At 42.2% G+C, this 12,451-nt stretch carries 13 protein-coding genes; 5 read left to right on the top strand and 8 right to left on the bottom strand.

All coding sequences use genetic code 11. The features are described from left to right. Window positions 1-187 precede the first annotated feature (187 nt). Window positions 188-385, bottom strand: a complete 198-nt coding sequence (locus IM509_RS04935; RefSeq protein WP_002740312.1) for a hypothetical protein — start codon at window positions 383-385, stop codon at window positions 188-190. A 124-nt stretch (window positions 386-509) separates the two neighbouring features. Between IM509_RS04935 and IM509_RS04930 the strand changes: the two genes are divergently transcribed. Both IM509_RS04930 and IM509_RS04925 read left to right on the top strand, forming a co-directional pair. Beyond that, window positions 510-728 (top strand): hypothetical protein, encoded by a 219-nt coding sequence (locus IM509_RS04930; RefSeq protein ID WP_043999501.1) that lies wholly within the window; start codon window positions 510-512, stop codon window positions 726-728. Between the two features lie 387 nt (window positions 729-1,115). Continuing rightward, a complete protein-coding gene (locus tag IM509_RS04925) occupies window positions 1,116-1,340 on the top strand; it encodes a hypothetical protein (protein WP_002763361.1) in 225 nt (74 codons plus the stop codon). A gap of 197 nt (window positions 1,341-1,537) precedes the next feature. Here the strand turns inward: IM509_RS04925 and IM509_RS04920 are convergent, their stop codons facing one another. Both IM509_RS04920 and ahcY read right to left on the bottom strand, forming a co-directional pair. After that, on the bottom strand, window positions 1,538-2,143 hold the full coding sequence (locus IM509_RS04920) for a DedA family protein (protein ID WP_045360674.1): 606 nt from the start codon (window positions 2,141-2,143) through the stop codon (window positions 1,538-1,540). 257 nt (window positions 2,144-2,400) lie between these two features. After that, window positions 2,401-3,678 (bottom strand): adenosylhomocysteinase, encoded by a 1,278-nt coding sequence (gene ahcY / locus IM509_RS04915; protein ID WP_002732258.1) that lies wholly within the window; start codon window positions 3,676-3,678, stop codon window positions 2,401-2,403. Between the two features lie 243 nt (window positions 3,679-3,921). Here ahcY and IM509_RS04910 point away from each other — a divergent pair, with 243 nt between their 5' ends. Continuing rightward, window positions 3,922-5,103, top strand: a complete 1,182-nt coding sequence (locus IM509_RS04910) for an ImmA/IrrE family metallo-endopeptidase (protein WP_185238050.1) — start codon at window positions 3,922-3,924, stop codon at window positions 5,101-5,103. After that, the gene (locus IM509_RS04905) at window positions 5,103-5,573 is read left to right on the top strand and encodes a PIN domain-containing protein (protein ID WP_072925777.1); all 471 of its coding nucleotides are present in this window, start codon (window positions 5,103-5,105) and stop codon (window positions 5,571-5,573) included. Before IM509_RS04910 ends, IM509_RS04905 begins: the two co-directional genes overlap by 1 nt. 62 nt (window positions 5,574-5,635) lie before the next feature. Here the strand turns inward: IM509_RS04905 and IM509_RS04900 are convergent, their stop codons facing one another. From IM509_RS04900 to IM509_RS04885, 4 genes are all read right to left on the bottom strand, one after another. Next, complete coding sequence (locus IM509_RS04900; RefSeq protein ID WP_052276651.1) at window positions 5,636-6,307, bottom strand: riboflavin synthase; 672 nt, start codon at window positions 6,305-6,307, stop codon at window positions 5,636-5,638. A 15-nt stretch (window positions 6,308-6,322) separates the two neighbouring features. Beyond that, on the bottom strand, window positions 6,323-7,618 hold the full coding sequence (gene proA, locus IM509_RS04895) for a glutamate-5-semialdehyde dehydrogenase (RefSeq protein ID WP_185238049.1): 1,296 nt from the start codon (window positions 7,616-7,618) through the stop codon (window positions 6,323-6,325). A gap of 799 nt (window positions 7,619-8,417) precedes the next feature. After that, window positions 8,418-9,590 (bottom strand): 1-deoxy-D-xylulose-5-phosphate reductoisomerase, encoded by a 1,173-nt coding sequence (gene dxr, locus IM509_RS04890; protein ID WP_052276653.1) that lies wholly within the window; start codon window positions 9,588-9,590, stop codon window positions 8,418-8,420. Window positions 9,591-10,074: 484 nt separating this feature from the next. Further along, on the bottom strand, window positions 10,075-10,908 hold the full coding sequence (locus IM509_RS04885; RefSeq protein ID WP_052276655.1) for an acyl-CoA desaturase: 834 nt from the start codon (window positions 10,906-10,908) through the stop codon (window positions 10,075-10,077). A 119-nt stretch (window positions 10,909-11,027) separates the two neighbouring features. On the opposite strand from IM509_RS04885, the gene IM509_RS04880 reads away from it, so the two are divergent. Beyond that, window positions 11,028-12,251, top strand: coding sequence for a methionine gamma-lyase family protein (locus IM509_RS04880; protein ID WP_185238048.1), 1,224 nt, complete (start codon window positions 11,028-11,030; stop codon window positions 12,249-12,251). Window positions 12,252-12,338: 87 nt separating this feature from the next. Here the strand turns inward: IM509_RS04880 and IM509_RS04875 are convergent. Next, the coding region (locus tag IM509_RS04875; RefSeq protein ID WP_071784045.1) for a transposase at window positions 12,339-12,451 on the bottom strand (113 nt) is incomplete at its 5' end.

Genomic DNA, 12,451 nt, shown 5'->3' with positions numbered 1-12,451 from the left:
TTTTGTACCAAGCGATGTACTACAAGAAGGATAATGCAAGGTTTTTGAACGTCCCAATCCTATTTTCTTGCACTAACATCGGACTTTAACAGGTCAAAAGCTTTATTTTAAAAGGGTTTTACCATTATTCAGCAAACCCTATATAGGGCTTGCTGAAAAAGTAGGGACGAAGAACACCTAAGGATGATTAGATTGTTTTCTTAAGCACAATCTCAGAGCGACTATCAAAACCTAGATCCCCAATACCAACTACTTCCCAACCTTGAGAGCCCAAATCATTAAGAATTTGTAGCAAATCCGCTCCTACTTGGTTGCCATTCAGAAACCAGACCACAGCATTAGGTTCATTCTTTCCTACAAGAATCTGATATTGGAAAATAGCCATTTGACCTCTTGTATTGGGTTGCCTTTGGATCAGTCCAACGGAATTCTAGACGAACTTTTCCAGGTAATACCCCCAATTAAGATTTTATTAAGAGTTCATTCTCGCACCTCTAGAAGTTTAAACCATGTCACTCGCTGAGTTAATTCCTCTGGTCAACAATCTGAGCCAGTCAGACAAATTATCACTCTTTAAAGTCCTAGCCACACAAATCCCAGACGCTGAACTACAATTCATCTTCTCCGCATCAGAGTACCCAATTTTGTCCCCCTACGACGCAACGGCAACTGCAAACATTCTGATGCAGATGATTCAGGATGACCAAGGGGCATCTGCTCATGCCTAGTACAGTTGAGTTTCCCTTTTCTGAGGATGAGGCATTACCGACAATAGACATCTCCAAAAATTATAACCCAGTCACAGCTTGCTTTCGGTTTATGTACTAACTAAACAGTTCAATGGCTGTAATGTATATCTATCGTTGCTAATTCAATTTTACTGAAAAAATATGAGGCAATTAAAATAATTTTTATTCGGGTAGATTCCTTAACTAGAAAGACTTTTAGTCTTGAGATTATATTAGGTCGAGGTCTAATTCCTATCATTTTCAGTATCGTGCTTGTGTTTAGTATTGATGGAGAAAAGTAATGCTAATTTTTTTGGGAAAATTAGTTAAACCATGATTATAACATATAATTAATTTGCAAGAGTTATAGTTAACTTGGTTAGGGCTATGGATTTATTAAAAAATCGTTTTGTGCAGTCGTTGGGAGTCGGGGCGTTTTTTTACCTCCTAATGCTTTCCTTAAATTGGGTGGTGTTGTTCACCCTGAGAATTCTTGAATCTTTTTCTAGTTGGTATCGATACCGCGCCGCTCCCTATTCCTTCCAAATCAGTATCGGGGTGACGCTGGCCTATTTGCTGATCACGGCCGTCTTGAGTAGCCGGCGTGATTAGATACCGTTGCTGCAGCGTTGTCGGCTGTAAAACGTAGTCCAGTAGGGTGCGTTAGACGGCAAAAATTGCTGCTCTGACTGGAAGGTGACAATCCGTCGTAACGCACCACCTCTCATCAACATTTACTCATACCGACGGTTACGTTTGCGGATAATCCCAGTGACAATCCGTCGTAACGCACCACCTCTCATCAACATTTACTCGTACCGGCGGTTACGTTTGCGGATAATCCAGAGGATAAACCAGATAACCAGGGCAAGTAGGGCGATTTTTGAGACGGGAGCCAGATATTCTTCCACAAGGGGGTAATTCTTCCCTAAAAAGTAACCTGCTGCTGTTAAAAAAACGACCCAGAGGGTCGTGCCGATGGTGGAGTAAACTAAAAAGGGAATCATCGCCATGTGATTCATCCCGGCGGGAAGGGAAATCAAAGTTCGTACTCCGGGGACCAAACGACAGAGTAAAACCGCTTTACTACCGTGACGGTTAAACCATTGATTGGCTTTTTGAATATCTTTAGCGGAAACGGTAATCCATTTGCCGTATTTATCGGCTAGTTTTTCGATTTTTTCCTCATCCACAACCCGACCCAGATAATACCAAGGTAGCGCTCCGACTACGGTTCCGACAATCCCTGCTACCACTGCCGGAATAAATTCCATTTGTCCCTCATGGACGGTAAAACCCGCTAGGGGCATAATTAATTCCGAGGGAATGGGAGGGAAAAGATTCTCTAAAAACATTAATAGGGCTATGCCTAAATAGCCCATAGAAGTCATTGTATTTGTAATCCATTCAGTCATATTTTTTTATGATTTAGAAAACAGTTTAAAAGTAAAAAAAGGGGGTTGGGTGTTAGGGGTGGGGAAGTGGGGAAGTGGGGAAGTGGGGGAGTGGGGAAGTGGGGAAGTGGGGAAGTGGGGAAGTGGGGGAGTGGGGAAGTGGGGGAGTGGCAAGAATAAATCAAAGCAATCTCCTGACGACCGACTCCTGACGACCGACTCCTGACGGCTAAAAAACTGATGACTGAAAACTGATAACTGATAACTGATAACTGATATTAGGTTCCGGAAGTCCAGGAGTTGATATATTCTAATTGGGCTTCGGTGAGAGTATCGATTTCAATCCCCATGGCTTGCAGTTTCAAACGGGCGATTTCTTGGTCTAATTCGTAGGGAATCGAGTAGATGCCGGGGGCCAATTTACCTTGATTTTTAACCAAGTATTCTACACCGATCGCTTGGTTAGCGAAACTCATATCCATAACGGCGCTAGGATGACCTTCAGCGGCTGCCAGGTTAACTAGGCGACCTTCACCGATAACAACGACGGATTTACCGCTTTTTAGTCTATATTGTTGGGTAAAGTTGCGAACTTCCTTAACATTATCGGCTTTTGCCCCTAAAGCTTGCAGGTCGATTTCAATATCAAAGTGACCGGAGTTGGAAACAATCGCCCCATCTTTCATCAGGTCGAAATGTTCGGCCCGGATAACGTGCTTGTTACCAGTGACAGTGATGAAGATATCGCCTTCTTTAGCGGCTTCATCCATGGGCATAACCCGGAAACCGTCCATCGCCGCTTCAATGGCGCGCACGGCGTTGATTTCGGTGACAATTACATTAGAGCCTAAACCTTTGGCCCGCATAGCGACACCTTTACCACACCAACCATAACCAGCCACAACCACGGTTTTACCGGCGAGGAGGATATTGGTGGCGCGAATGATGCCATCAAGGGTAGATTGACCTGTACCGTAGCGATTATCAAAGAAATGCTTGGTTTCTGCGTCGTTAACGTTCATTGCGGGGAAGGATAATACCCCCGCTTTGAGCATGGCTTGCAAACGGACGATACCGGTGGTAGTTTCTTCGGTAGTACCGATAATGTCGGGTAATTGGTGACTTCTTTCTTTAACCAGGGTGGCTACCACATCACAACCATCATCGATGATAATCTGGGGTTTATGATCGAGGGCGATTTGAACGTGACGGTGATAGGTGTCATTATCTTCCCCTTTGATTGCATAAACGGGGATGCCGTAATCAGCCACTAAACAAGCGGCCACATCATCTTGGGTGGAAAGGGGATTACTAGCAATTAGTAACGCATCAGCACCACCGGCTTTTAGTGCGATTGCTAAATTAGCGGTCTCGGTGGTAACGTGACAACAAGCGACTAAACGCAGTCCAGCAAAGGGTTTTTCGATGGCGTAACGTTCGGCTAATTGACGCAAAACGGGCATTTCCCGTCCGGCCCATTCGATGCGCTGTTTGCCGATGGGGGCTAAACTAATATCTTTGATGTCGTATTTCTGTTGAACTGGTGTTGCTACCATAAGGGGTTTTCCTTAAATACAAGCCTAGGCTATTGGTTAATTTAACTTAACATTGTCTGGGGATTTTGGCTAATGTCAAGCTTTCCACCGGTTTTTTATATAGGAAAAAGTTATCAATCCCTCACTGACCTATCCAGAACTCGGTACATTGTCTCTATTTTGGGTAATTATATAGTACAATAAAACTACTGTATGATCTAAATCAAGCTAGAAATCTCTATCTCGTGATGATAAGATCGACTAATGGGCGAGAAACTGACAGGCGTTAATCCCAAGATAATCCAATGGGCAAGAGAAAGGGCGAGATATTCTCTTGAGTCTGTGGCGGTCAAGTTTAAAAAAGATGTTTCTGTTATCGAGAAATGGGAGTCAGGAGAGGACTTTCCTGCCTATAGTCAATTGGAAAAGTTAGCAGAAATATATAAACGTCCTCTCGCTTTATTCTTTTTCCCAGAACCTCCCCTAGAAGCGGAGGAAAAACAAGAATTTAGAACTTTGCCAGACTTTGAAATCGAAAATTTGGCCGCCGATACTATCTATGCTTTACGACAAGCAAAAGCGATGCAATTGTCGCTACAGGAAATTAATAATGGTATTAATCCTAGTACCAAGAAAATCTTTCAGGATATTTCGGTTAGTTCTAGTGATGATTTAAGGAAATTAGCCGAACAGATCAGAAATTATTTAAACGTTACTCTAGAAGAACAACTGACCTGGAATGATCGGGAAACTGCCTTAAAAAAATGGCGTAGTGCCGTGGAAGAAGCTGGTATTTTTATTTTTAAGCGTTCTTTTAAGCAGCGAGAAATTTCGGGATTTTGCTTGATAGATATTGAATTTCCGATCATCTATCTTAATAATGGCACTGAAAAAGCTAGACAAATATTTACCATTTTTCATGAATTAGCACATATTCTTTTGCAGACTAATGGAATTACTAAGTCTGACGATAGATATATTAATAGTTTGCAAGGAGAAAATAAATATATCGAGATATTTTGTAATAAATTTGCTGCGGAGTTTCTGCTTCCTAATCATGTTTTTTCTGAGATAATCAGAGAAACAGTAGTTAACGTTAACGATAAAATTATCTCGAAAATTTCCAGTGATTATAAGGTTAGTCGAGAAGTAGTTTTACGAAAACTATTAGATAATAACTTAATCTCCCAGAAAGAATATACTCTTAAAGTAAGGGAGTGGTACAGTGAGCAGGTGGGAAAAAGTCAGGACAAAAATAAAAAATCTGGAGGTGATTACTATGCTAATCAGGCGACATATTTGGGAGAAAATTACCTAAAACTTGTGTTCAAGAAATACTATCAAGGCCAATACGATATCGAGCGTGTTGCTGATTATCTAAACATTAAAAAAGTTGCTACGGTGGAAAAACTTGAACAATATTTATTAGACAAAGGACTGTTTTGATGGTTTACATTTTTGACACAAGTAGTTTTAAGGTCTTAGGAAACTATTTTCCCAAAAGTTTTCCTACCGTTTGGCAAAAAATCGATTTGATTGTGTCAGAAGGTAAACTACAATCAGTACGCGAAGTGCTTAAAGAAGTAGAATATGGCAATAATAAACAATTTGTTTTAGATTGGATAGACTCCAATAAACAAATATTTTTACCACCCACTGCTCAGGAAACTTTATTTATTCCTGAAATTTTTTCTATAAGAAACTTTAAGGATTTAGTGATTCAAAAAGCCAGATTACAAGGAAAGCCAGTGGCAGACCCATTTATTATTGCCTGTGCCAAGATAAAAGACGGTTGCGTAATTACCGAAGAAGCCTTAAAGCCTAATGCTCCCAAAATCCCCACCGTCTGTCAACACTTTTCTATCGATTGTACCAATGTTCAGGGTTTAATGGAGCGAGAAGGTTGGCAATTTTAAAACTAAAATTAATGGATAAATTGCCAATAAATTTATATGTTGAAAAGGCTTTTTCTGGAAAACTAATAACCATGTTCAGCCAGAAATTCTAGGCTAATCTCGCTAGGAGCGTGATAAGAGCGCATTCCTAGCAATTTTTCCACATATTTGCCTAAAATATCCCCTTCTAGATTCACCCAATCGCCTAATTTTAAATGGGAAAGATTGGTTTCGGCGTAGGTGTGGGGGATGACAGCCACTTTAAACCAGCTGCCGGAGGCATCACAATCGGCCACGGTTAAACTAATGCCATTAACAGCTATACTGCCCTTACCGACGATATAACGAGCTATGTAGTTATTCCACTGCTCTTCTAGGGAACTAGGGGCAGCAAAGGTCATTTCCCACGAATTAGCCACGATTATCGATTCGACTAAACAACCAATACCGTCCACATGACCGGTGACAAAATGACCGCCGATTTTACTACCCACCCGCAAAGAGGTTTCTAGGTTAACGTTGGTTTCTGTGTGAATTCTTCGTCCCAAAGTAGTGCGCTGTAGGGTTTCCGGGGAAGCGGTGGCCAGAAAACCCTCTGAGAGAATTTCCTCAACTGTCAAACAAACCCCATCCACAGCCACACTATCACCAATCATTAAATCTCGGAGAATTGTATCAGAGGATACAGACAAATAAAGTCTATCGGCATCGACGACCCGAATTGTTCCCAAGGCTTGAATTAATCCTGTAAACATCGGCTTTTTTCTCGACTATAAATCCTTATGAGTGAAAGATTGGGCATTTTCCCCGGAATAATCGGCGACAATATGACCATCTCCCACTAATTGGTATTTGTAGGTCACTAATCCCTCTAATCCCACAGGACCCCGGGGGGGCATTTTTTGGGTACTGATACCCACTTCGGCCCCAAAACCGTAACGGAAACCATCGGCAAATCGGGTGGAACAATTATGAAAAACTCCGGCGGCATCGACTCGATCGCTAAAGGTTTTGGCCGTGTTAAAATTTTCGCTGACAATGGCTTCCGTGTGTCGAGAACCGTAATAATTAATATGTTCGATTGCCGATTCTAGACTATCAACAATTTTAATTGACAGGATTAAATCACTATATTCGGTTTGCCAGTCTTCTTCTGTGGCCGATGGTACGTTAATAATCTGACGAGTTGCTTCATCTCCCAATAATTTAACCTTTTTTTCCTCTAATGCCTGGGCCACTGCGGGTAAAAATTGTCTAGCGATGTCTTGATGAACCAATAAAGTTTCAATGGTATTACAAGCGGCAGGATATTGGGTTTTACCATCAACGGTAATTCTAATTGCTTTGCTTAAATCGGCTTCTTTGTCGATGTAGAGATGACAGATACCATCGGCATGGCCGAGGACGGGAATGCGGGTATTATTTTGGATATAACGCACAAATTCGTTAGAACCTCTAGGAATAATTAAATCGATGTATTGATCAAGTTTTAAGAGTTCCTTAATTTCTTCTCTTGTTGTTAACAATTGCACCGCCGCTGAATTAACTTTAGTTTCACTCAATGCCTGATGAATAATTGTTACTAAAGCTTGACAAGAACGGAGCGCCTCTTTCCCCCCTTTTAAAATAACGCCATTACCAGATTTTATCGCTAAACTGGTAATTTGAATTAAAGCATCGGGACGAGCTTCAAAAATAACCCCTAAAACCCCTAAAGGACAGGTTATTCTCCGCAGAATTAAACCTTGATCTAATTCCCGGTTAATTTGCATTGTAGCTAAAGGATCTGCTAATTTAGCCACATCTCGCACCCCAGCAATAGCGGCTTTTAATTTGCCAGGACTTAACTCTAATCGCGCACATAAAGCTGGGGATAATTCCATCGCCTTAGCTGTTTGAACATCGGCGATATTCGCTTCTAGTATCTTATCAGCATTGGCAGTCAAAGCCTCAGCAATAGCCTCTAAAGCTTCATTCCTTTCTTCGTTAGTCAGGATAGCCAGTTGACGACTCGCTTGACGGGTTTCTCTGGCGATTTCGGGGAGGGATAGAGAAGTTGTAACCATAGAAAATTAAACGTAATAACCACTATCTTGTTTATTTTATCTTATTTTTGAGAAAGTTTCAGGGTCATTAGACCTCTGGTAAAAATAAAAAATTGTTGTTAGGAGTCGGTAGTCAGGAGAATTAAGAATCAATAATAATCAATTAAATGGTCTATTTACAGATTTTATGGGTGCATCTCATTTTTGTAAATCTACTGAGTTGGGATTTTTAAGGGGAAACTCCCTGCTAAAATTGAGCGTCATTTCCGATTTTATCACTCAATCCAAACCTTTGGGGGGTTCTACCCCCCAAACCCCTAGGGTTGATTCAAGGTAGGGTTGATTCAAGGTAGGGTTGATTCAAGGTAGGGTTGATTCATGAATCAACCCTACCCAAACCCCGGAGCGCATTAGCTTTTCGGTGAGATGCTTACACGCAGCTGCTGACACATTTGTAATCATTTAAGAGTCACTGATAATTGCTGACTGTCGGTATTTCTGTAAGTGTGATACCATTTTTCTTTATTCGTGTCCCTCTCCCTTTCTGGGAGAGGGGTTCGGGGTGAGGGTAATTAACCATCTTTGCTATTACTTTAGAAAAATGGCATAAGATGCACCTGATTTTAGGCAATTTAATCCTTATTTTTGCCAGTTTTGAAACCTCAAAAATTAATTAGCCAAGAGGTTTATTGAAGGTTATCAACCCTTGTCATGATCATCATAAATCTAGTTAACTAGAAAAAATAGCCGAAATTAGTGTTTTTTCTATCCTATATCTGTAGAGACATTAGAGTTAACATCCCTACAGAATCTAGACTATCTAGACCAGATTGGTAATCAGACAGTTAGATACCTCTTGACGCGCCCAATTATCGGCGGCTAAAATGTCATCTAGGCTAGGGGTAGAAGTGTTATGAATCGCAAAACGATCGCACACTTTTTCAATCACCCGGGGAATATCTAAGAAACTAATCTTTTCTTCTAAAAATAATGCTACCGCTTGTTCATTGGCTGCGTTTAATACTGCTGGCATTGCCCCACCCGCGCGGCCGGCTGCGTAGGCTAATCCCATACAGGGATATTTTTGATGATCGGGTTCTTTGAAGGTTAAACTGCCGGCTTTAACTAAATTTAAAGGTTCCCAATCCGTATAAATTCTTTCAGGCCAAGACAAAGCATATAACAGGGGTAAACGCATATCGGGCCAGCCTAACTGGGCTAAAACTGAGGTATCCTGTAACTCAATTAAAGAGTGAATAATACTTTGGGGATGAATAACAATATCGATCGCATTATAATCGACACCAAATAAATAATGAGCTTCGATAACTTCTAGACCTTTATTCATCAAAGTAGCCGAATCGATGGTGATTTTTCTGCCCATCGACCAGTTAGGATGTTTCAGGGCATCAGCTACGGTTACTTGCGGCAATTTTTCCACCGGTAAATCCCGAAAAGCACCCCCAGAAGCGGTGAGAATAATCTTTTTTAATCCCCCGGTGGGAACTCCCTGTAAACATTGAAAAATAGCTGAATGTTCCGAGTCAGCAGGTAATAATTTAACTCGGTGTTTTTCCACCAAAGGCAGCACCACTGGACCGCCAGCAATCAGGGTTTCTTTATTAGCGAGCGCAATATCTTTACCAGCAGTAATAGCGGCAATTGTCGGCAGCAATCCCGCACAACCGACAATTCCCGTGACGACGCTTTCGGAATCGCCATAACGGGCCACTTCGATTACTCCTTCCTTTCCTGCTAGGATAATCGGCGTATAGTCAAGGTCGGAAATTAGGCTTTTTAGGTCTTCTAGTTGACTTTCGTTATTAATCGCCACGATTTGCGGGCGAAATTGCCGAATTTGCTCCGATAGTAGTTGAATATTATTACCCGTGGCTAATCCCACCACTTGAAACTTATCGGGATGATCGGTGACAATATCGAGAGTTTGAGTTCCGATCGAGCCTGTAGAGCCTAAAATCGAGATTTTTTTCATTAGAAACTTACTATAATTTGGGGATTAGCTTTAAATATACGTTCTCTGGGGTCTTTCTGGCACATTAGAGTAAATATTAAATATTTGTTAAAAAAGTTGATAGTTTGACCTTTTTATGCTATTGGTTAGAAAAAGTTAGCGATAGAGATGGTGACGGAGAAGAAATCGAATAGAAAGGCCAATGGATTAGGCTGTCTAGCGGGGGGTCTGGTTTTTTGCCTCTTATTTCCCCTGTGTTTTTTCTTTTTTGGTTGGTTATCCTTCGCTCTTGGGATGAGTTGTGCTTTCCCCAGTCAATGTTCGACAGAGGGGGAAATAATCAAGTTTATCCTATCAATGATTTCGTTTTTTGGGGGAGGATTCGCCGTACCTATATTCCTCAGTTGTGCCGTTGGAAAAGCCGTCAGATTTGGGTTAAGTCGGAGAAAAAATAACCGAACTTAAACATAAGTTCGGCTAGATTTAATTTAACAACTGGATAAAACTAACTTTCTGTCGCCGTTGCTGTGGTGGGAGGCAACTTAATATTAGTAGCTAATCCCAGAATTTGCAGCAGACGGATGGTCATCCAAGTCAGGTCAACTTCCCACCATTGTAGGCCATGACGGGCAGAATACTGATAGGCATGGTGATTATTGTGCCAACCTTCACCGAAAGTTAAGAGGGCAACCCACCAACAATTTTTAGAATTATCGTGGGATTCATGGCTAACATAACCGAATTTGTGGGTGGCGCTGTTGACAAACCAAGTAGAGTGGAAAACTAAGACCAAGCGAACAAAAATTCCCCAAATTACAAACGGCCAACCACCCATAGCATAGAGAATTAAGCCTAAAACAATTTGGATAGGAACAAAATAATTTTGACAGAATTTATAGAAAGGATCGTCGGCGATATCCTGGGTAAAACGGGCAATTTCTTCGTCGGCAGGAATTTCGTGTAACATCCAACCCATGTGACTCCACCAGAAACCTTTATTAGAATCGTGGGGATCGGGAGCAGTATCAGAATATTTATGATGAAGACGATGTAAACCTATCCATGCGATCGCACCCCCCTGACAAGCGAGGGTTCCGCACAAAACCAGAAAGTATTCTAACCATTTGGGAGTCTTAAAACTCCGATGGGAGACCAAACGATGAAAACCGAGGGTAATTCCTAAACCCCCGGTAATCCAATAGAGAATCAATGTCACTCCCACAGCACCCCAGCTAAAATTGCTAGGTAAGAAGGCTAAAAGAGCCACTAAGTGGATAAAAGCCATGTAGATGAGAGTCACCCAGTCAATGGGAAGTTTTTCGGAAGTCGCAACAGTCATTGAATAACCCAAAGGGAAACAACAGGAGACAGAGCATCATCGTCTTATCTGTCTCGATTTGACACAGGGGGAACTTTGACGCTTAATGAATAGTAACAAATATCACAGTCTATTGTTTGATGGATATCCCCCCTCTACTCCACAGGGCAGAAAAGGCCTTACTCCCCATCTTTTCGGAAATTGACGCACAGGTCAAGGAAAATCTCCGTCAAGTCCTCTGCGCTTTCCGTGCAAACCGCGTCGGGGTGCATCATTTTGCTAGTGTTAGTGGTTATGGTCATGATGACTTGGGACGGGATACTTTAGATCAAGTGTTCGCCCAAGCCCTGGGGGCCGAAAAGGCAGCGGTGCGGGTACAATTTGTTTCAGGAACCCATGCGATCGCCTGTTCCTTGTATGGGGTTCTTCGACCGGGGGATGAGATGTTAGCGGTAGCCGGTGCGCCCTACGATACTCTAGAGGAAGTAATTGGGATTAGGGGCAGTGGTCAAGGTTCTTTAAAGGATTTTGGCGTTAGTTATCGGCAATTAGAGCTAGATTCTACCGGTGCGATCGATTGGTTGTCCTTGGCAACAGCAGTTAAACCCCAAACCCGTTTAGTACATATTCAAAGATCCTGCGGTTATTCCTGGCGATCGAGTTTGTCTATTGACGAAATCGAGAGAATTGTCCGTATAGTTAAACAACAAAACCCGAATACGGTCTGTTTTGTCGATAATTGCTATGGAGAATTTATCAACACCCAAGAACCCACCCACGTGGGGGCAGATCTGATGGCCGGTTCTCTAATTAAAAATCCCGGAGGTACAATCGTCACGGCCGGGGGATACATAGCAGGTAAAGCGGAATTAGTGGAAATGGCCTGCTATCGTCTGACAGCACCAGGTATCGGTAGCGAGGGAGGGGCAACTTTTGACCAAAATCGTCTTCTTTATCAGGGATTGTTTCTAGCACCGCAAATGGTGGGAGAAGCGATGAAAGGCAGTCATTTAATTGCCTATGTGGGCGATAAGTTGGGTTATCCAGTCAATCCGGCTCCTTTTGTGCCTCGACGCGATATTATTCAAGCGATTAAACTCGGTTCCCCCGATAAGCTGATTGCCTTCTGTAAAGCCATTCAAGCCTATTCTCCCATCGGTTCCTACTTGGATCCCATTCCTGCCCAAATGCCGGGCTATGAGAGCCAAGTAGTGATGGCTGGTGGCACGTTTATCGATGGTAGCACCTCGGAATTCTCCGCCGATGGACCCCTACGGGAACCCTATATCGTTTTTTGTCAGGGGGGAACCCATTGGACTCATATTTCCCTGGCCCTAGAACAAGCGATCGCAGCTTTATCTTGAATGGTTCCTCTCACCTTCCTTCTCTCCCCTAGTTAAATTCCTAACTTCCTGTCTTTGTGGTGGCTCTTCGTTACCCTTTATGCTAAATCAACATACAAGATGCCAAGATAACATACTTCTAACCCAAAAATTCCGAAAGTTTCTAAAGCCATAGCCTCTCCGTTTTATTAGTTTAAGTTTATTGTTGATTCCCTCGACCA

The organism is Microcystis sp. M31BS1 (assembly GCF_020245285.1).
Lineage (GTDB): Bacteria > Cyanobacteriota > Cyanobacteriia > Cyanobacteriales > Microcystaceae > Microcystis > Microcystis panniformis.
Note: the sequence above shows the minus strand (reverse complement) of the source record. Positions and strands in the feature narration are given on the sequence as shown.

Excerpts from the sequence above, each read along its gene's own strand:
- IM509_RS04935 (WP_002740312.1), bottom strand. The coding sequence starts at position 385 with ATGGCTATTTTCCAATATCAGATTCTTGTAGGAAAGAATGAACCTAAT.
- IM509_RS04930 (WP_043999501.1), top strand. The coding sequence starts at position 510 with ATGTCACTCGCTGAGTTAATTCCTCTGGTCAACAATCTGAGCCAGTCA.
- IM509_RS04925 (WP_002763361.1), top strand. The coding sequence starts at position 1,116 with ATGGATTTATTAAAAAATCGTTTTGTGCAGTCGTTGGGAGTCGGGGCG.
- IM509_RS04920 (WP_045360674.1), bottom strand. The coding sequence starts at position 2,143 with ATGACTGAATGGATTACAAATACAATGACTTCTATGGGCTATTTAGGC.
- ahcY (WP_002732258.1), bottom strand. The coding sequence starts at position 3,678 with ATGGTAGCAACACCAGTTCAACAGAAATACGACATCAAAGATATTAGT.
- IM509_RS04910 (WP_185238050.1), top strand. The coding sequence starts at position 3,922 with ATGGGCGAGAAACTGACAGGCGTTAATCCCAAGATAATCCAATGGGCA.
- IM509_RS04905 (WP_072925777.1), top strand. The coding sequence starts at position 5,103 with ATGGTTTACATTTTTGACACAAGTAGTTTTAAGGTCTTAGGAAACTAT.
- IM509_RS04900 (WP_052276651.1), bottom strand. The coding sequence starts at position 6,307 with ATGTTTACAGGATTAATTCAAGCCTTGGGAACAATTCGGGTCGTCGAT.
- proA (WP_185238049.1), bottom strand. The coding sequence starts at position 7,618 with ATGGTTACAACTTCTCTATCCCTCCCCGAAATCGCCAGAGAAACCCGT.
- dxr (WP_052276653.1), bottom strand. The coding sequence starts at position 9,590 with ATGAAAAAAATCTCGATTTTAGGCTCTACAGGCTCGATCGGAACTCAA.
- IM509_RS04885 (WP_052276655.1), bottom strand. The coding sequence starts at position 10,908 with ATGACTGTTGCGACTTCCGAAAAACTTCCCATTGACTGGGTGACTCTC.
- IM509_RS04880 (WP_185238048.1), top strand. The coding sequence starts at position 11,028 with ATGGATATCCCCCCTCTACTCCACAGGGCAGAAAAGGCCTTACTCCCC.